The following is an 18,845-nucleotide window of genomic DNA, read 5'->3' on the forward strand; positions in this document are numbered from 1 at the left end:
CCCGTTCAGCGGAACGGCTAAAAATAGCCGTTCTCTTTAGCACCGTCCCCTGCGGACGAGGGTCGGTTCGACGAAGTCGACGAGGTCGACGAGGCGTAGGTTCCGGTGGTCACGCCGGACGGGCCCGGTGCGCCGGTGTGGGCCGACTCGGGCTGAGGATGTGGGGTCGCGGACGTGCTGCGGTCAGAGGACCTCCAGCGCGTCCCCCTCCCACGGGCGCATCCCGCCCCGCGTGTCCAGCAGCAACCGGCTGTGCGCGGCCAGCTCCTCGGGGGCGAAGGCGCGGTGGTGGGTCACCACGATGGTCAAAGCGCAGGCGCGCAGACCGGTCACCAGGTCGGGTTCGCGGGGCACCGGCACGTCGTCCACGGACCACTCCGCGACGTGCGGGTCGTGGAAGGCCACCTCCGCGCCCCGGTCGCGCAGCAGGCGCGCCACCGGGGTCGCCGGGGTCTCGCGCAGGTCGGCCACGTCCGCCTTGTACGTGACGCCGCACAGCAGCACCCGCTCCCCCGCCAGGTCCACCCCGTGGCGCAGCGCCAGGGCCGCCGCGCGCTCCACGACGTGGCCGGGCATCCGGGAGTTCACCTCCTGCGCCGCCTCCACCAGGCGGAACGGGTGGCCGAGCGCGCGCACGCGGTGGCTGAGCAGGTATGGGTCCACAGCTATGCAGTGCCCGCCCACGCCCGGTCCGGGGTGGAAGGGCTGGAAGCCGAAGGGCTTGGTCGCGGCGCTGTCGATCACGTCCCACGGGTCGACGCCCAGCTCGCGGCAGAGCACGGTCAGCTCGTTGACCAGGGCGATGTTCACGTGCCGGTAGGTGTTCTCCAGCAGCTTGGCCATCTCCGCCTCGCGCGCGCCCTTGGCCAGGTGCACGCTCGCGACGAACTTGCCGTAGAACTCGGCCGCCGCCGCGCCGCACGCCGGGGTCAGGCCGCCGACGACCTTCGGGGTGACGCGCACCCCGCGCGCGGCGTTGCCGGGGTCGACCCGCTCCGGGGAGAACGCCAGCGGGAAGTCCGCGCCCGCGCGCAGGCCCGAGGTCTCCAGCAGCGGGGCCACGACCTCCTCGGTGGTCCCCGGGTAGGTGGTCGACTCCAGCACCACCAGGGTTCCCGGCCGCAGGCGCGCGGCCACGGCGGTGCAGGCGGCGCGCACGGCGGTCAGGTCCGGCGCGCCGTCCGGCGTCAGCGGGGTGGGCACGCACAGCACCACCGCGCCCGCCCCCGCGAGCACCTCGTCGTCGCCGGTGGGGCGGAAGCCCGAGGCCAGCATCCACGCCACGTCGGCCTCGCCCACGTCGCCGACGTGCGAGCGGCCCGCCAGCAGTCCGGCCACGACCGACGCGTCGGTGTCGAGCCCGGCGACCGCGAGTCCCGCGCGGCACGCCTCGCGCGCCAGCGGCAGGCCCACGTAGCCGAGGCCGACGACGACCAGGTCGACGCCCGCGCTCACAGCCGGTTCCCGTAGTGGTAGGCGGCGTACCGGACCACGCGCTCCAGGCGGTGCCAGCGCGTGGGCTGCGACGCGATCCGGTACAGCCACTCCAGCTGCGCCTTGCGGAACAGCGCGGGCGCCCGCTTCACGGTCCCGGCGACGACGTCGAACGTGCCGCCGACGCCGACGTAGAGCGCGTCGGGGTGGGCGGCCCGGCACTCGCGCATGAACAGCTCCTGCCGGGGCGACCCCAGCGCCACGGTGACGATCCGCGCGCCGCTGGCCCGCACCCGCTCGATCACCTCGGCCCGCTCGGCGGGTGTGAAGTAGCCGTGCCTGCCGCCCACCACGTCGACCCGCCACTCCTCGGACACCTTGCGGCGCACCGCGTCCAGCACCTCGGGTCGGCCGCCGAGCAGGAACACGCCCGCCCCGACCTCGCCCGCCCGGCGCATCAGGGCGGGCCACAGCTCGACTCCGGGCACCCGCTCGACCCGCACGCCGAACTTGCGCCGCAACGAGCGCACGATGCTGACGCCGTCCGCGTAGGGGAACTCGGCCTCCTGGACCACGCGGCGCAGCTCCGGGTCCCGCTCGGAGACCACGACCTTCTCCGCGTTGATCGCGACCACGAGCCCGGCTCGCGGCGTGCCGCCGTCGAAGAGGTCGTCGAGCAGGTGCTGCCGGTCGCGGTAGCCGAGCACCCCCACGCCGCGCAGCTCGTGCCGGGTGACCGCGCTCATCTCGGGACCTCCCTGGGGTGTGCGGTCCGGCAGCAGCGCGCGGACCGCCTTGGCGGTGGCGACACCGACGCCGAACACGCCGGTGTGCAGGGCGAAGCGGGACGTGAACGAGTCGAGGCCCTCGCGGACCAGGACGGCCACGGTGAACAGCGAGCCGAGGCAGAAGGCCTTCACCACGGCGTCGTCGGGACCCGCGGCGCGCAGCAGCCGGTCGAGCCCGCCGACGACCAGGCCGGTGGCGCCCGCGCCGAGCAGCACGCCGGGGACGCCGCCCATGAGGTAGGACGAGCCGACGAGGGTGGGCGAGAGGGTGGTGACGCGCTCGGCGCCCAGGACGTGCAGGGTGAAGTACTTGGCCGTGTTGAGGGTGATCCTCGGGCGGGTCGGCCACAGCCGCCTCGGGACGTAGACGTGGAAGTCGCGGATGATCGGCGCGAGTCCCTGGAAGTCGACGGTGGCGCGCTTGCGCAGGATCAGGGCCAGGTGCTCCCACGGCGAGAGGGTGTCGCGGGTGAAGACCAGGAAGTCGTGCAGCCGCTGCCAGCCGGTGGAGCCGAGGCGGTAGCGGCCCTGGGCGAGCAGGTGCAGGACGACCACGCCGCCCGCGCCCAGCGGCACGACCGTCCACTGTGGAAGGTGACCGTCGGCCAGGCCGAGGACGGTCGACAGGGCGAGCGCCATCACGAAGGTGGCGCGGGTGCCGCCGACCGCAGCGTAGGTGAGGGCGCCGAACGCGGAGGTGGTGGCGAGGAACGCGAGCCAGCGCCTGCGGGTCGGGCGCTGGAAGTAGGCGATCAGCGCGGCGGGCAGGAAGAAGTGCGGGAACCGCTTGAGCGCGACGGCGCGCACCCCCGGTGACAGGGCTTGCGCGTAGTTGGCGGCGCGCAGGAGCAGGACGCCGTTGCGGGCGGTGAACGCGGCGAGCGAACCGCAGGCCAGCGCGGCCATGGCGGCGGCCGTCGTGGTGGACTCGCGGTGGGTGAGCGCGGGCAGCGGGCGGGGCGCGCCCGTGGGGCGGGTCGTGGCGTAGGACGCGCGGTAGGCCAGGTAGAAGGCCACCGGGAGGAGCAGCGCGCCCACCGCCGGACCGGCCGGGACGCCCTCGGCGCCGAAACCCAGCACCAGCAGCAGGGTCAGGGGCACGCCGAGGTAGCTGGTGAGCGCGAACGCCAGGGAGAAGCAGGTGTCGAAGGACAGCCGGTCGGCGGGCAGGAGGGCGCGCAGCAGGTGGGCGAGCGGCGTGACGAACGAGCCGACGACGGTGGCCGGTGCGGTGGGGGGTGGTGCAGTGGGGGCCGGTGCGGTGAGGGTGAGCGCGTGCCAGGCGGGGGCGCAGTTCTCGGGGGTGAAGGACAGGGCGGACCAGCGCACGTGGGCGAGCCGGTCGCGGCAGCGCCGCACCGCCTCCGCGCCGACGTCCTCGCCGTGCCGCAGGAACGGAACGCCCTGCTCGGCCAGGTCGACGGCGAAGGTGTTGCGCTCGCTCAGGACGAAGGGCACCCCGTGCCGGATCAGCAGGCTGAGCGTGCCGATGCCCTGCTGCCTCGGCGCGAGGAGGTAGCCGAGGTCGCAGCCCGCCACCAGCGCCGCGTAGTCGTCCAGTGGCAGGGGTTCCGGGAGCAGCCGCACGGCGTCGGGGCGGAAGAGGCGGCGCGCCTCGGCGGTGACGGTGCGGCGGTAGTCGTCGTTGCCCGGTGGGTGGCCGAACGGGATGACCACGCGGGTGTCCGGGCCGAAACGGGACCGGACCGCACGCAGTGCCAGCACGTGGCGGTTGCTGCGGTCGCCGGAGTTGCCGACCAGCACCGTGAAGCCGGGACCGGGAACCGTTGGGGCCACCGGGGTTTCCGGCATCCTGGTCGGGAAGTAGAGCAGCGAGGCGGGCACGTCGGGGTGGCGCGCGCGGTAGTGGGCGAGGTCGCCGAGCGTGCCGTGGACCCGGCCGACCCGGCCGTGGGCGGCGCGGCGCATCCGGTAGAACGCCCGCGCCCGAGGCCCTTCGGCCGTCTCGTGCAGGTCGGCGCCCCAGACGTGCCAGTCGACCTGGTCTGGGCGGATCGCGCCGCCCAGCAGCGCGAGCCACAGCTCGGGGGCGAACTGGCCGTGCAGGAAGAAGCGCCGGGAGCGGTCGCGCAGCGCGGCGGTCACCGCGGAGCGGGCGAGCGCGCGACGGGTCGGGAACACGGTCACGTCCAGGTTCGGGTGCTCGCCCAGGGCGTGCGGGTCGGCCGCTGTCACCCAGAACACCGGCCTGCTGGGCGAGGTGCGGGCCACGACCCGGTCGAAGAAGCGCAGGACCGTGCTGTTGTGGTGCGGGATGTCCGATCCGAGCAGGTGGATCACGGCTGGTGGCGCCCCTTCCGGTCGTGGTGGCGCAGGACGGCGTCGACGACGGCGCGGTGCTGGGCGTCGGTCATGGCCAGGAACAGCGGCAGCCGCGCCACGCGCTCGCTGACGTCGGTGGTGTGCCGGTCGACGCCGTGGAAGCGGCCGAACCGGCGTCCGGCCGGTGAGCTGTGCAGCGGCACGAAGTGGAACGTCGCCAGCACGCCCGACGCGGCGAGGTCGGCCAGGAACCGGGCGCGCTCGGCGGGTCCCGGCAGCTTCAGGGTGAACGCGTGCGCGTTGTGCCCGCTGTGCGCCGGGATCGTGGGCAGCGCGAAGGCCCCGTCCTCGGCGACCGGTCCCAGCGCCTCCCGGTAGGCGTCCCACAGCTCGTGCCGCCGCGCGGAGATCCGGTCGGCGGCCTCGAACTGGGCGAGCAGGAACGCCGCCTGCAACTCGGACATCAGGGCGCTGGACCCCAGGTCCTGCCAGGAGTAGCGGGACACCTCGCCGCGCTGGAACCGGGCGCGGTCGGTGCCCTTCTCGCGCAGCACCTCCGCGCGGTCGGCGAACGACGGGTCGTTGACCAGGAGCGCGCCGCCCTCGCCGCCCGCCGTGAACCCCTTGGTCTCGTGGAAGCTCAGGCAGCCGAGGTGCCCGACCGCGCCGAGCGGGCGACCGCGCTGGGTGGCGAGGAGTCCCTGGGCCGCGTCCTCCACGACCCACAGGTCGTGCCGCCCGGCGACCCGCGCGAGCACCTCCAGGTCGCACGCCACGCCCGCGTAGTGCACGGCGACGACGACCTTGGTGCGCTCGGTGACCGCCGCCTCCACCAGGGTCTCGTCCAGGACCATCGTGTCCGGCCGCACGTCCACGAACACGACGCGGGCGCCGCGCAGCGCGAACGCGGTGGCCGTGGAGACGAAGGTGTAGCTGGGCATGATCACCTCGTCGCCGGGGCCGACGTCCAGCAGCAGGGCGGCCAGCTCCAGCGCCGAGGTGCAGGACGGGGTGAGCAGCGCCCGGTGCGAGCCGAGGGCGCGCTCCAGCCACTCCTGGCAGCGCAGGCCGAACGACCCGCCGCTGCCGGACAGCCCGCCGCCCGCCAGCGCGGCGTCGAGGTAGCGGCGCTCGGTGCCCACGATCGGTGGGCTGTTGAACGGGATCACCGGTACATCCAGTGCCGGATGCCCGCGACCCGCGCGCCGCGCGAGGTGTAGAGGCGGATCGCGGGCAGGTTCCCGGTCTGCGTGGTCACCCGGAGCGGGTCGAGGCCGCGGTCGGCGCACCAGTGCCGAGCGGCGTCGACCAGCGCGCCGCCGACTCCCCGGCCGGTCGCGGCGTCGGCGACGGTCAGCAGGCCGACGCGCGCCGAGCCGTCGTCGAGCGCGCGCACCGTGACGAAGGCCGGTGTCCCGTCGGCGGGCAGCAGGCAGACGTGGTCGAACGTGCCGCGCACGGCGTTCTCCACCCAGCTGCGGTAGAGCGTGCGGCGTTCCTCGGCGGTGTACCAGGGCGGGCGGAAGCGGCTGCGGCGCAAGGTGTTCGCGGCGAGGTCGCGCAGCGCGGGGACGTCCGGGAGCCGGGCGGCGCGGCAGGGGGCGCGCTCGCCGTCGACCGGGTGCGGCCAGAGCAGGTCGACCGCGCCGTCGGCGAGGCGGAAGCCGAGGTCCGCCAGGCCGTCGGCCAGCTCGGGACGGGTCGCGGGCACGGCCGCCTCCACGATGTCGTAGCCGGTCAGCCGTGCGGGCGTGAGCGGGGGCGCGGTCGGGTCGAGGTCGACCCGGCCGCAGCGGCGGGCGAACGCCTCGCTGGCCCACCGGAGCTGTTCCACCGAGCCGCGCACGGCGGTCACCGGGTGAGCCCGAGTTCGCGCTCGTAGACGTCGACCACGCGCTCGGCGGCGTGGCCGTCCCAGAGCTCGGGCCTGACGGCGGCCGGGGGCGGTCGGTCCAGGGCCTCGTGCGCGGCGCGGAGGACGGCGTCCGGGTCGACGCCGACGACGGTGTTGGTGCCCTGCTCGACCGTGATCGGGCGCTCGGTGTTCTCCCGCAACGTCAGGCAGGGCACGCCGAGGACGGTCGTCTCCTCCTGCAGGCCGCCGGAGTCGGTGAGCACGAGCCGGGCGCGCGCGGTCAGGGACAGGAAGTCCAGGTACCCCAGCGGTGGGAGCAGCCGCAGGCCGGGGGCCGAGGCCAGGACGGCTTGCGCGCGCGGGTCTCGCAACGTCCGCTCGGTGCGCGGGTGGACGGGCAGGACGACGGGCAGTCGTTCGGCTATCCCGGCCAGCGCGCCCAGGAGCGCGGCGAGCGCGACCGGGTCGTCCACTGTGGACGGCCGGTGCAGGGTGGAGACGGCGTAACCGCCCGCCGTGAGCCCGAACCGCTCGGGCGCGGCGCGCGCGGTGGCCAGGTCCAGGCAGTGCAGCAGGGTGTCGATCATGACGTTGCCGACGTGGTGCACGCGGCTCGGGTCGATCCCCTCGCGCAGCAGGTTGGCGCCCGCGTCCGGGGACGGGGTCAGGTGCAGGTCCGCGAGGTGGTCGATCACGACCCGGTTGACCTCCTCGGGCATCCGCCGGTCGAAGCTGCGCAGGCCCGCCTCGACGTGGGCGACGCGGACCTGGGCCTTGGCCGCCGCCAGCGCGGCGGCGAGCGCGCCGTTGGTGTCGCCGACGACGGTGAGCAGGTCGGGCCGGAACCGGTCGAGCAGGTCCTCCAGGCCCAGCAGGGTCCGCGCGGTCTGCTCGGCGTGGCTGCCCGACCCGGTGTCGAGCGCGAAGTCCGGCGGGGGCAGGCCGAGGTCGGCGAGGAAGACCTCGCTCAGCGCCGGGTCGTAGTGCTGCCCGGTGTGCACGACGCGCTGCTCCAGGCTCCCCCGGCGGGCGATGACCCGGTGGATGGGCGCGACCTTGGGGAAGTTCGGGCGCGCGCTGACCACGTGGAGGACCTTCGGCATCGGTACCGCCTCCCCGGCGGTGCGGGGCCGCCGGGTCCACCGCTACCGCAGACCAGCCCGGTCACCGGTCGCGGTCCTCCGGATGCCCTGCGGCGATCGGTGCGGTTCGCCCGCCCGGCGGTGCCCGGCCACCGAGCGTGCCCGCCGACCACCGCCCGTCCGGGGGTGCCCGGTCGGCGTGGGCGGTGGTAGCGGGCCCCGGCTCACCCGTTGCGCACCAACCTCCAGCGGTTGTCCGGGGTTCCGTTGTCCGAGTCCTGGACGGCCAGCGCGCCCTGGGCGGTGGAGTTGTTCTCGATCGCCAGGAGCTTGCCGCTGTTGGCGTTGCGGACGCGGTGGGTGCCGTCGCCGTTGTCGATCAGGGTCCACCGGTGGTCGGCGGTCCCCGTGTCGCCCCACTGCAGGACGCGGGCGCCGTTCGCGGTCGACATGTTCTCCACGCCCAGCACCTTGCCGCTGTGGGCGTTGCGGAAGCGCACGTCGGAGCCGTCCGGGACGATCTCCCAGTTGTGGTCGGCGGTTCCGGTGTCGCCCCACTGCAGGGCCAGCGCGCCGTCGGCGGTGGACATGTCGCGGATGCCCAGGACCAGGCCGCTGGCGGCGTTGACCAGTCGGTGCGTGGTCGTGCCGCCGCCGGTGCTCCAGTAGACGGTGTAGTTGAAGCCGTGGGCGTCGTGGAACGGGCCGAGGTTCACCGTCGAGCCGCCCGAGCGGGCGGTGAAGGTGAGCGCGGTGCTGCTGGTGCGGGTGATCGAGGCGACGTCGAGCGCGGGCAGCGCGGACAGGGTCGTGCTGCCGAAGTTGCCCGCCAGGACCACCGGGCCGTAGGTGACCGCGACGACGTTCGGGTTGTCGGGCGCGGGGGCCGTGACCACGCGCATGGGCAGGCGGAGGGTGACGGTGTCGCCGGAGGTCCAGGAGCGGGTCAGGGAGGCGTAGGAACCTGGTGCGGCGGTGACGTTCTGGGTCGTGCCGTTGACCGCGATCGTCGCGCCCGAGGTCCACGCCGGGATGCGCAGGCGCATCGTCCAGGAGCCGCCGACGCTGCCGGTCACGGTGAGCGTGGTGGTGTCGCTCGCCGGGTAGGTGGTGCTCTGGGTGACCGTGATGCCGCGCTCGGACCAGGTCAGCGTGGACGGGGTGTAGAGGTTGACGGTCAGGGTCGTGCCGTCGCGGAAGTAGATCGAGTCGGCGAGCTTGGTGTTGGTCTCGATGCCGGTGCCCTGGCAGCACCAGAACGTGCTGTAGTCGGTGCTCCACGTGCCACCGCCCCACGCCGGACCCGTGCGGCCCCTGCGGTGGCCGGGGTTCAGGCCGGTGAAGTAGCAGATGTGGCCGTGGGCGTCGGCCGGGTTCTGCTGGCCGATCAGGTGGTTGAGCAGGGCCCGCTCGTAGAAGTCGAAGTAGGCCGCCTTGGTCGGCTCCAGCAGCCACAGCTCGCGGGTCAGCTTGAGCATGTTGTAGGTGTTGCACGCCTCGGCCGTGTCGGTGGCCAGGTGCGCGGCGATGGCGTTGGGGGCGCGGAAGTGCTCGGCCTGGCTGTTGCCGCCGATCACGTAGGTGTGCGCGGCGACGGTGATGTTCCAGGCGTTGGTGGCGATGTCGCGGTAGCGGGTCGTGCCGGTGGCCTTGTACTCGCGGGCCGCGCCGATCCACTTGGGGACCTGGGTGTTGGCGTGCAGGCCGTTGAGGCGGTCCTGGTTCGCGGCCAGGGGGTCGAAGACGGCGGCGTGGTCGAAGCGCTGGGCCGTGGCCAGCCAGCGGGCGTCGCCGGTCTGCTGGTAGAGGTCGGCCAGGACGGCGTTCATGCCGCCGAACTCGGTGGCCAGCACGCGCTGCATGGTCGCCTGCGACAGGCGGGCGGTGCGCCAGTCGACCCAGCCCGCGAAGCGCAGGAGCACGTCGCGGGCCTGGGTGCTGCCGAGGTGCCGCCAGACGTCCAGCAGACCGGCCAGGGTCTTGTGCAGGGCGTAGTAGGAGACGGCCTTGGGGGTCCCGGCCTCCAGGGCGTCGAGGTCCGACTCGGGGAAGCCGGAGAGGTAGCCCGCGGTGAAGCCCGCGGCGGCGTTGTTGGCCTGGCACTTGGCCAGCTCGGCGACCAGGTAGTTGGCGCGGTCGCGGGAGGTGGTGTCGCCGAGCACGGCCCACGCCTGCGCCCAGGCGGTGAGGAAGTGGCCCTGGCTGTGGGTGCGGAACGGGAAGTCCGGGGCCTCCCACCCGGCCAGCGGCGCGGCGCCCGCCGTGGACAGGCGGTGGTTGGCGCGGAAGTTGTAGAGCAGCCGGTCCGGGTCCACGAACCGCAGGTAGGCCAGGGCGCGGTTCTGGTTGTCCATCCAGCGGCCGGGAGTCAGCCGGACCTGGCCGAGGTCGAACGCGGAGGCCGCCGCGCCGATGTCCGGGCGGGCGGGCGGCACGGACGCGGCCTGCGCGACGCCCTGGACGAGACCGGGGACGGCGGTGGCCGCGACGGCGACGCCTGCGGCCTGGAACAGGGTGCGCCTGCTCAGCGGTGAGGGCACGGGTGGACCTCCTGCGATCACGGGAGCGGTCGGGGGCGCGGGTGGTCCGCGCAGGGGGAACTGCCCTGTTACCGCTAACAGCGGCAGGGCTGGAGGGGACGGGCGCGGGACGCGGTGAGGTCAGCCGCACCCGGTGGTCACCGGGGTGGGGCCTCGACGGGCCCTGGTCGCGGTGGTGGTGACTGGCGGCACGTCGGAGCGCGCGAAACCATGCTTCGCCTCCTTGCGAGCAGGATGCACGGGGCTCTGCGCCGGTGCCGGGCCAGCGAGATCGGGAGCGTTCCCGGAGTGACCGTAGCGCAGCGGTTTTGCCCGCGACAAGGACGACGACTCGGCCGTTCAGGTGCCGTTAGCGCTAACAGGGAGGGGTGACGCCGAGGCCGGGGCCGGGCTCAGCAGCGTGCGCGTCCGGCTGGACCCCGCCGCCTCGTCGGCGGGCGGAGCGAGGGCGCGGGCGCGTGCTCCACTCCCCGGCGGTGCGCGCGGCGCGTGGCCGAACGCGCCCGCCCCCTGGTGCGGGGTCAGCCGCGTGCCCGCTTCCCGCGCCCCGGCCCCGCCGACCGGCGCAGCGCGGCGCCGAGCAGGCCGAGCAGGGACGCGCACGCCAGGAGCAGCGGGACAGGGCCCGCGCCGGTCGCGGCCAGGGGGTGGCGGGCGGGGGCCGGGTCGCGCTCGGGGGCCAGGACGGCGGGGGGCGCCGGGGCGACGCCGCCGCCGATGGGCAGTTCGGCGCGCACCGGCTCGGCGGACAGCACCTCCACCACCGCCTCGTCGGACGGGCTGCCGGTGACCGGGTCGACGCCCGAGCAGGTGTAGCGGCCGTACGGGAGCTGGTCCAGGGCGAACGCGCCACCCGCGTCCGCGTCCACCGGCATGTCCACGTCGTCGGACGTGCCCGGCACGTCGTCCAGCCCGGCCCAGCGGCACGTCACCAGCGCCCCGGCGATGGGGGCCTGGGTGTCCCGGTCGAACACGGCGCCGCCCAGGCTGCCCCTGCCGATGCCCGCGAAGTCGGCGCGCGCCGGACCGGCGCCGGTGGCGGTGACCTGGACCGACCAGTCGGCCTGGCCGTCGCTGTCCGAGGTGTACGAGAAGCCGACCGCCGAGGACACGGACGCCGAGACGGTGTAGGAGCCGGGCGGGACGTCCGCGAAGCGGTAGGAGCCGTCGGGCTCGGTCGTCGCGTACCTCGGGGCCGAGGCCGCGCGGACCACGCCGGAGGACAGCTCGACGCGGACGCCGGGCAGGGGCCACTCGCGGCCGTTCAGGGTGCCGTCGAGGTCGCGGTCGAACCACACGACACCGGACACGGTGGCCACCGGGGACTGCGGGGTGGTGGTGGTCGGCGGTGTGGTGGTGACCGGCGTGGTGGTCGTCGGGGGCGTGGTGACCGGGGTCGTGGTCGACGTCGTGGTGACCGGTGCCGTGGTGGTGACGGGGGTGGTGGTCGTGGTCGGCGGCTCGGTCGTCGTCGTGGTCGGCTCGGTCGTGGTCACCGGAGCGGTCGTGGTGGTCGTCGTCGTGCTGGTTGTCGTGGTCGGCACCGTGGTGGTCGTCGTCGTCGGCGGTGCGGTCAGCGCGGTGCTGGTGCCCGCCCGCGCGGTCACCTCGCCCCCCGAGGGCGCCAGGGCCGTCGCGACGCCCTCGCTGTCCCACCGCCCGGCGGTCACGTCGGCCTGCGTCACGGCGTGCGCCCCGGTGCAGGTGACGACGTCGTCGGGCAGCGCCGTCGTGGCGTCGCACCCCAGCGCCGTCCCGTCCCCCAGGAGCACGCCCACCCCCGCCAGCCCGGTGTTGCCGGTGTCGGTGACCAGGTAGGTCACCACGACCACCCCGCCGTCCAGCCGCGCCGACGCGGTCAGCCCGATCGCGGGGGCGCGCGTCAGCGCCACCGCCGAGTCCGCGCCCGCCGAGACCGGCCCGCCCCCGCCGTCCGGCGCGGCGGTGACGTCCAACCGCCGCGCGGCGCTCCCCGCGTCCACCTCGGCCTGCGTCAGCCCGGCGGTCAGCGCGCACCGGGTGCTGCTCCCCCGCGCCAGCTCGGCGTCCGCGCAGACCGCTCCCCCACCGGGGGTGAGCCCGGACAGGGCGGCGCCGCCGCTGTTGAGCACCGTCCACGCCCACTCGACCAGGTCGCCCGCGCGCGGCACCGCCCCGACCACGGGCGGGATCGCGGTCACCGACAGCGACGCGACGGGCGCGGGCTCGGCGACGACCACGTCCACGACGCCCTCCACCGACAGGCCCGACACCGGATCGGTCACCCGGTAGGTGAAGGCGTCGCCGCCGAGGAACCCGGCCAGCGGCGCGTAGGTCAGCTGCGCGCCGTCCTGCACCACCTCGCCCCGCTCCGCCGGGAGCAGGACGTCCACCGCGCAGCCGGGGCACGCGGCCAGCACGGGCAGCGGCACCGGCGTGGTCGTGTCGCGCGGCACGTCCACGCGCGCCCGGTCGGGGGCCACCAGCACGCGCACGGTCGAACCCGTGGTGCGGCCACCGCCCGACGCGGTGTAGCCGAACACCGCGAGGCCCGAGAACCCGGCGGGCGGCGTCCAGCCGACCACCGTCCCGCCTGCCGAGGGCGTGCCGTGGTCGGCCCCGGTCACCGAGGTGACCGCGCAGCCGGGGCAGTCGTCGTTGGCCAGCACGTCCAGGCCCACCAGCGGCTGCCCGAAGGGCGTGGTCGCGGCGTCGGGCCTGGCGTCGGAGACCTCCACGCGCAGCACCGCCGACGCGGTCAGCCCGGTGACCGCGTCGGTGGCCGTGTACGGCACCACCGCCGTCCCGGTCCACCCCGGCGCCGGGACGACCCGGACGTCACCGTCGACCACCGACGCGCTCACGTCGCCGGTCACCGGCCCCAGCGCCGGGGAGCACGCGGAGCAGTCGTCGTCGGCCAGCACGTCCGCCGTCACCGCGACCCCGACGCCGGTGCGGACGAGGTCGTCGCGCGCCACCGGGGACACCGTCACCGACGCGGTCGCGCTCGCCCCCGCCCCGGTCGCCGGGTCGGTCGCCCGGTAGCGGAAGGCGTCGACGCCGCTGAAGCCCGGCGCGGCCCGGTAGACGGCCCGGCCGCGCACGTCCACCACGACCGACCCGTGCGCGGGGTCGGCGGCGACCTCGACGGCGCAGCCGGGGCAGGTGTCGTTGGCCAGCACCGGCACGGTGGCGGGCGCGTCGGCGCGGGTGGTGGCGGAGTCGTCGGCCAGCACCGGCGCGGCGAGCACGTCGACGGTGATCGTCCCGCCGAACGCCGCGCCCGAGCCGTCGACGGCCGCGTAGGTCAGCACCGCCGTGCCCACCCCGGACGGGGTGTAGGTGACCACGTCGCCCGAGCGCGCCGCCGACCCCGGCCCGGTGGTGCTCACGCCGGTCAGCGCGCAGTTGGCGCACACGTCGTTGAGCAGCGGCAGCACGTCCACCGGGACGCCCTCGCCGGTGGTGGCGACGTCGTCGACCGCGCGCGGGGCGACGGTGACGGTCACCCGCGCGGTGGTGGTGGCCGCCCCCAGTGCGAGGGTGTAGGTGAAGGTGGCGCGGCCGGAGAAGCCGGGGGCCGGGGTGTAGCGCACGCTCAGGCCGTCGAGCTCGGCCGTTCCGGAGGTCGGGGCGCCCACCGAGGCGAGCAGGCAGTGCGCGCAGGGGTCGTTGGCCAGCACGGGCACGGTGGTCGCCGTGCCGGTCGCGGTGGTGGCGGCGTCGTCGACCGCGCCGCGCACCGTCAGCCGCACGGTCGCGCTCGCGCTCGCCGAGCCGGAGACCGAGCTGGTGATCCGGTAGACGGCGGCGAGCTCGCCGACGGCGGTGTCGGAGGCGTAGGTGAACGTGCCGTCCGGGGCCAGGGTGAACACCCCGCCCGCGGGGGCGGCGACGAGGGCGCGGGTGCAGGTGTCCGGGCACGCGTCGTTGGCCGCGACGTCGCCGGAGACGCTCTCGCCGAGCAGGACCGAGGCCGCGTCGTCCACGGCGGCGGGCCCGACGACGGTGTTCACCACGCCGGTGACGCGCAACCCGTTGGCGGGGTCGCGCACGACGTAGCCGTAGCTGTCCGTGCCCGCGAACCCGGCGGCGGGCGTGTAGGTGGAGGCCCCGGTGGCGGGGTCGACCGACACCGAGCCGTGCGCGGGCGGGGTTCCCGGCAGGTAGGAGCAGCCGGGGCAGGAACCGCCAGGGGGCAGGGGCGCGGTGGCGGCGAGGCCGTAGGTGGTGCGCAGCGTGGTGGCGGGCGGGCCGACCAGCACCGTCACCGGGGTGGTGGTGCTGCCCGAGCTGCCGGTGATGCCGTAGCTGAAGCCGTCCAGGCCCCACAGGCCGGTGGTGGGCGTGTAGGTGACCACGACCGTGCCGCCGCTGGAGTAGGTGACCGCGCCGCGCGCGGCCTGGGTGCCCGCCTGGGGCTTGCAGCCGCCGGTGCAGCCGGGGTCGTTGGCCTGCACCGGCACCACCACGGCGGTGTTCGAGGCGGTGGTCGCGTAGTCGGGAGCCAGGTCCGCGACCGTGATCCGCGCGGTGCCGACCGCCCACCCGCCCGAGCTGTCGGTGGCGCGGTAGGTGAACGAGTCCGAGCCGGTGTAGCCGGCGGCGGGGGTGTAGGTGAACGTGCCCGAGGCGGTGAGCGCCAGCGAGCCGTGGGCGGGCGCGGTGAGCAGGGCCGCCGTGCACGACGAGCAGGCGTCGTTGGCCAGGACGCTGCTGCCGCTCAGCGCGGTGTTGCGGCCGGTGCTGTAGAGGTCCTGGCGGGGCGCCGGGGTCACGGACACGGTGACCTGGGCGGTGCCCGAGGCGCGGCCGTCGCCCGCCGCGTAGGTGAACGAGCGGGTCCCCGAGGCGCCGGGCGCGGGGGTGAAGGTGACGGTGCCGTCCGGGTTGCGCACCGCGCTGCCGCTGTCGGGCGCACCCACCGAGGTCACCGCCAGGGGCAGGCCGGAGGCGTTGGTGTCGTTGGCGAGCACGTCCAGGGTCACCGGGACGCCCGCCGTGGTGGTGGCGGTGTCGGCGACCAGCCCGAGGGCCGAGGAGCCCAGGACCGTGGTCGCCGCCGACGCGGGGGCGCTGTCGAGCAGGTCGGCGCTGCCGTCGACCACCGACGTGCCGTAGCGGGCGACGGCGGAGTCGCGCCGCGCGCCGGGGGTGGGGCCGTGCAGCAGCGAGTAGGTGAGCGTGGTCGAGCCCGCGGCGGGGACGCGGATCGGGCCGGGGAAGACGAGGGTGGCCCCGGAGGCGAGCGGGTCGGCGGTGGGGCGGCCGTCGAGCCGGGCGCTGCCCGCGACGTAGGCGGCGTCCGCCGGGAGGGTGTCGACGACCTGGTCGACCACGCCCGACCGCTGGCCGGAGTTGGCGACGCGCAGCGCGTACGAGGCCGTGCCGCCGCCCGCCGCCAGGACGGCGTCACCCGGCGAGGTGACGGACTTGGCGAGCGTCAGCGGGGCCTGGCTGGAGACCGACGGCAGCTCGCCGACTGCGGCCGTTCCCGCGTCGGTGTGCTTGACCTGGGTCCCGCTGGCGATGTACTGGATCGGCTGCACGCGCGCCCGCGCGGTCGTGGGACCGGTGGCGCGGAAGGTGTAGCGGGCGGTGTAGGGCCGGTCCGGTCCGCTCGCGCCGGACAGGAACAGGCCGTCGACGCGCGTGGTGGCGGGCGCGACCCCGTCCGGGGAGACCAGCAGCTCGGTGCGCTCCAGCCGCCAGGCCCCGGCCGGGAAGTCGGGCAGCGCGTTGGGGGTGTAGGACAGCACGCCGGGGTCGTTGGCCGGGCCCGCGCCCAGGGTGCCGGTGCGACCGGTGACGGTGACCGTGACGGCGTCGCCGAGCGCGGCCTGGGCGGGCACGTCCGAGGTGACCGAGTCGACCTTGTTGGCCAGCGCCTTGATGGTGTCGACTACGTCGGCGTGGGTGAAGGTCCGGGAGCACACCACCGACCCCGCGCCGGGCGGCCCGTCGTGGACGGTCACCGAGTGGGTCTGCGGGGTCGTGGTGGGGCCGGTGGCGGTGAGCAGGAAGTAGCGCGCCGCACCCGCGCCGATCAGGTCGGGCAGCGGCACGGCGGCGGGCTGGCCCGAGGCGAGGCCCAGCGCGCCGCCGGTGAAGCCGCCCAGCTCCAGCCACAGCCCCGAGCGGGCGGAGGGCGCGCTGACCCGGTAACCGGCGTACCCGGAGAGCAGGCGCGCGGTCGAGGCGGCGTCGACGTGGAAGTGGCTGTCGTGCAGCGCGACCACCGAGGGGGTCCCGGACTCGCCGCACCGGGGAGCCGGGTCGGCGAGCGCGGCCGGGGCGCCCGACCACGGCGCCGGGAGCAGCAGCGAGGACAGCGCCAGGGCGCCCGCCGCGAACGCGCTGACGAGCCGTCGCGCCGTGCCACGAAGCATCGGTTCTCCTCCGCCGACCGCCCCCTGTCGAGCGGGGTCCTCGGACCACTATTGGCAACGCGCGCCGCGCTGACCTGCGCGCGCGGGGAAGAGGGCCCGATCAGGTGGTCGGGGTGCGGCGCCGCACGCCCGATATCGGCGTCGGGGTCCAGCCGATCGAGTGAACCTGCCCGCGCGCGTGCGGCGATAGCATCTCCACACCGGGCCTCCCCACCTCCGCGCACCACCGAGATCGGGAGAAACCGTTGAAGCGCAAGCACGTTCTCCGCACCCTCGCCAGCGCGACCGCCACGGCGGGCGTGCTGACCGCTCTGGCCGTCGTCGCGCCCGCCGTCGCCTCCGCCCGCTGCGGTGGCGCGAGCGAGATCCGCAGCACGCTGGTCGTCGACGGCGCCGTGCTGCTCGCCGAGCGGCCGGTTCCGGGGACCTGCAACGGGAACGGGTACTACCAGGGGCAGGTGCAGAGCAAGGTCGACGGCTGGCGGCCCTCGGTGTGGGTGCACGACGGGACGTCGTGGACCGGGCACTTCGGCGACTACGACGGGACCTCGGCCAACTACTCGTACACCGACGAGGACTCGACCAGCCGGATGCACTTCTGCTTGGACTGGAAGGACATCGCGGTCTACTGCGGGTGGGGCGCCGAGTGGTCGCAGAACGACGCCGGGATCTACTACCACGGCGACTACGGGGTGAACCACGGGTTCTGAGCGCGCTCAGGGCACGTAGTAGGTCATCAGGTCCGCCCGCACCGGCGGGAACAGCGCCGCCGCCAGCTCCGCGCGCGGGCCGGGGTAGACGTCCGGGTGGCGCTCGGCCAGACCGGTGATGCCGTGCGGCCCGAACAGCAGCGCGGGAAGCAGGTCCGGGGCCACGCCCGAACCACCCGCCGAGGCCGGGCCCTGCATGACGCCGCCGGGCACGACCCGGTCGACGACGCCGTCGCGGAAGGGCAGGCGGACGTGCGAGGAGAAGAACGACACGACCGCCTCCCCGTCGGTGAACCCGGCCGCCGCCAGCCGCCGCGACAGCACGGGGCGCAGGCGCTCCAGCAGCGCCACCGCGTCGGGCACGCGGGCGTAGTAGCTGCGCGCCTGCGCGTCGGCGGGGGCCAGGAACCCCTCCAGGGCGCGGCCCGCGACCGTGCCCGGCCGCTCGACGACCTGGGTCACGCCGGTCAGCGCGGCCAGTGCGTGCGCGGCCTCGGGGGTGGTCGCGGCGGCCTCGGCCAGCACGCCGTCCGCCACCCGGCCCACCGCGACCGGCTCCCCCGCCAGCTCGACCACCCACTGCCCGCTCGACGCGTGCTCCAGCAGCCACCGCCAGCGCGCGGGCGGGTGCGGCATCCGCAGGTCGGCGAGCGCCAGCTCGGCGGCGTGCAGCCGGGCCAGCAGGTCGACGTCGGCCTGGGTCGCCGGGCGCAGCACGTGCCCGCCGGGGTCGGGCGTGCCGGTGAGCGCCCTGGTCGCCGGGATCGGGATGGCGTAGGAGTAGCCGAACCGGCGGTAGAAGTAGGGGATGCCGATCATGACCTGGGCGAGGTGGCCGTGCTCGGCCGAGCGCTCGTGCGCCCAGGACATGAGCCTGCGCACCAGGCCACGACCCTCGTGCCCGTGCGCGGTGGCGACCAGCTCGACCTGACCGGTCGGGATCACCACGTCGTCCAGGACCAGGGTCTCGTCCAGCAGCGTCGCCGTGGACACGACCCGGCCCCCGTCCACCACGACCGCGCAGGAGCCCGCCTCGGGGTCGCGCGCGACCAGGCGGAAGTCCACCGCGTCCTCCGGGTCGCCCCGGTCGGCGAGCAGCTCGGCGATCTGGTCGACGTCCTCCGGGCGGGCGGGTCGCAGCAGCATCAGCGCAGTGTGGCGCGGTGGCGGCGGCGCGGGCGAGCGGTTTTCCAGGGGGGTGCGGGGCGAGGTCAGGGGGTGCGGGCCGAAGTTCGGTGCGCGCGGGGCGGTTCACCGGGTTGCGGTCGTTGGTTACACTGGGTTCGCAGGCGAGAGGCGCTGCGACGGGTTCACCACCCGCCACGCTCGTCTGCCCTTCACACCACAAGGGCGCCTTCCTGAAGAGGAAGGTTGGCCATGTCGCGTGCGACTCCAGGCAGGTTGTTCACCAGTGAGTCGGTGACCGAGGGCCATCCGGACAAGATCTGCGACGCGATCAGCGACTCGATCCTGGACGCGCTGCTGGCCAAGGACCCCACGTCGCGGGTGGCGGTGGAGACGCTGGTGACCACCGGTCAGGTGCACGTGGCCGGTGAGGTGACGACCGAGGCGTACGTGGACATCCCGTCGATCGTGCGGGAGAAGATCCTGGAGATCGGGTACGACTCGTCGGCGAAGGGGTTCGACGGTCACTCGTGCGGGGTGAACGTGGCGATCGGGGCGCAGTCGCCGGACATCGCGCAGGGTGTGGACACCGCGTACGAGCAGCGCACCGGTGACGCGGGTGACGACATCGACCAGCAGGGCGCGGGCGACCAGGGGTTG

10 protein-coding genes are annotated in these 18,845 nt (G+C 75.3%); 2 read left to right on the forward strand and 8 right to left on the reverse strand.

The window, feature by feature from the left end:
- Window positions 1–183: 183 nt before the first annotated feature.
- The 7 genes from LV78_RS34385 to LV78_RS34415 all read right to left on the reverse strand — a co-directional run bounded on the left by LV78_RS34385 (window position 184) and on the right by LV78_RS34415 (window position 16,350).
- On the reverse strand, window positions 184–1,455 hold the full coding sequence (locus tag LV78_RS34385; RefSeq protein ID WP_253850165.1) for a nucleotide sugar dehydrogenase: 1,272 nt from the start codon (window positions 1,453–1,455) through the stop codon (window positions 184–186).
- Window positions 1,452–4,523, reverse strand: coding sequence for a TDP-N-acetylfucosamine:lipid II N-acetylfucosaminyltransferase family protein (locus tag LV78_RS34390; RefSeq protein WP_253850166.1), 3,072 nt, complete (start codon window positions 4,521–4,523; stop codon window positions 1,452–1,454). The genes LV78_RS34385 and LV78_RS34390 overlap by 4 nt, the downstream gene beginning before the upstream one ends.
- Entirely contained in the window at window positions 4,520–5,674 is a 1,155-nt protein-coding gene (gene rffA, locus LV78_RS34395) for a dTDP-4-amino-4,6-dideoxygalactose transaminase (protein ID WP_253850167.1), read from the reverse strand. The genes LV78_RS34390 and rffA overlap by 4 nt, the downstream gene beginning before the upstream one ends.
- Window positions 5,671–6,360, reverse strand: a complete 690-nt coding sequence (gene rffC, locus LV78_RS34400; RefSeq protein WP_253850168.1) for a dTDP-4-amino-4,6-dideoxy-D-galactose acyltransferase — start codon at window positions 6,358–6,360, stop codon at window positions 5,671–5,673. The genes rffA and rffC overlap by 4 nt, the downstream gene beginning before the upstream one ends.
- A complete protein-coding gene (wecB, locus tag LV78_RS34405) occupies window positions 6,357–7,463 on the reverse strand; it encodes a non-hydrolyzing UDP-N-acetylglucosamine 2-epimerase (RefSeq protein ID WP_253850169.1) in 1,107 nt (368 codons plus the stop codon). Before wecB ends, rffC begins: the two co-directional genes overlap by 4 nt.
- A gap of 203 nt (window positions 7,464–7,666) precedes the next feature.
- Complete coding sequence (locus LV78_RS34410) at window positions 7,667–9,982, reverse strand: beta-L-arabinofuranosidase domain-containing protein (protein WP_253850170.1); 2,316 nt, start codon at window positions 9,980–9,982, stop codon at window positions 7,667–7,669.
- 521 nt (window positions 9,983–10,503) lie between these two features.
- Window positions 10,504–16,350, reverse strand: coding sequence for an Ig-like domain-containing protein (locus LV78_RS34415; protein ID WP_253850171.1), 5,847 nt, complete (start codon window positions 16,348–16,350; stop codon window positions 10,504–10,506).
- A gap of 245 nt (window positions 16,351–16,595) precedes the next feature.
- On the opposite strand from LV78_RS34415, the gene LV78_RS34420 reads away from it, so the two are divergent.
- Entirely contained in the window at window positions 16,596–17,060 is a 465-nt protein-coding gene (locus tag LV78_RS34420; RefSeq protein ID WP_253850172.1) for a hypothetical protein, read from the forward strand.
- 6 nt (window positions 17,061–17,066) lie between these two features.
- Here the strand turns inward: LV78_RS34420 and LV78_RS34425 are convergent, their stop codons facing one another.
- The gene (locus LV78_RS34425) at window positions 17,067–18,206 is read right to left on the reverse strand and encodes a GNAT family N-acetyltransferase (RefSeq protein WP_253850173.1); all 1,140 of its coding nucleotides are present in this window, start codon (window positions 18,204–18,206) and stop codon (window positions 17,067–17,069) included.
- 231 nt (window positions 18,207–18,437) lie between these two features.
- Here LV78_RS34425 and LV78_RS34430 point away from each other — a divergent pair.
- Window positions 18,438–18,845: S-adenosylmethionine synthetase N-terminal domain-containing protein (locus LV78_RS34430; protein WP_301307867.1), on the forward strand; the 408-nt coding region annotated here is incomplete at its 3' end.

Source organism: Actinosynnema pretiosum (assembly GCF_024171695.1).
Classification (GTDB): domain Bacteria; phylum Actinomycetota; class Actinomycetes; order Mycobacteriales; family Pseudonocardiaceae; genus Actinosynnema; species Actinosynnema pretiosum.

Bases quoted from the DNA above. Each gene is read 5' to 3' on its own strand.
- wecB (WP_253850169.1), bottom strand. From the start codon at position 7,463: ATGCCGAAGGTCCTCCACGTGGTCAGCGCGCGCCCGAACTTCCCCAAG.
- LV78_RS34415 (WP_253850171.1), bottom strand. From the start codon at position 16,350: ATGCTTCGTGGCACGGCGCGACGGCTCGTCAGCGCGTTCGCGGCGGGC.
- LV78_RS34425 (WP_253850173.1), bottom strand. From the start codon at position 18,206: ATGCTGCTGCGACCCGCCCGCCCGGAGGACGTCGACCAGATCGCCGAG.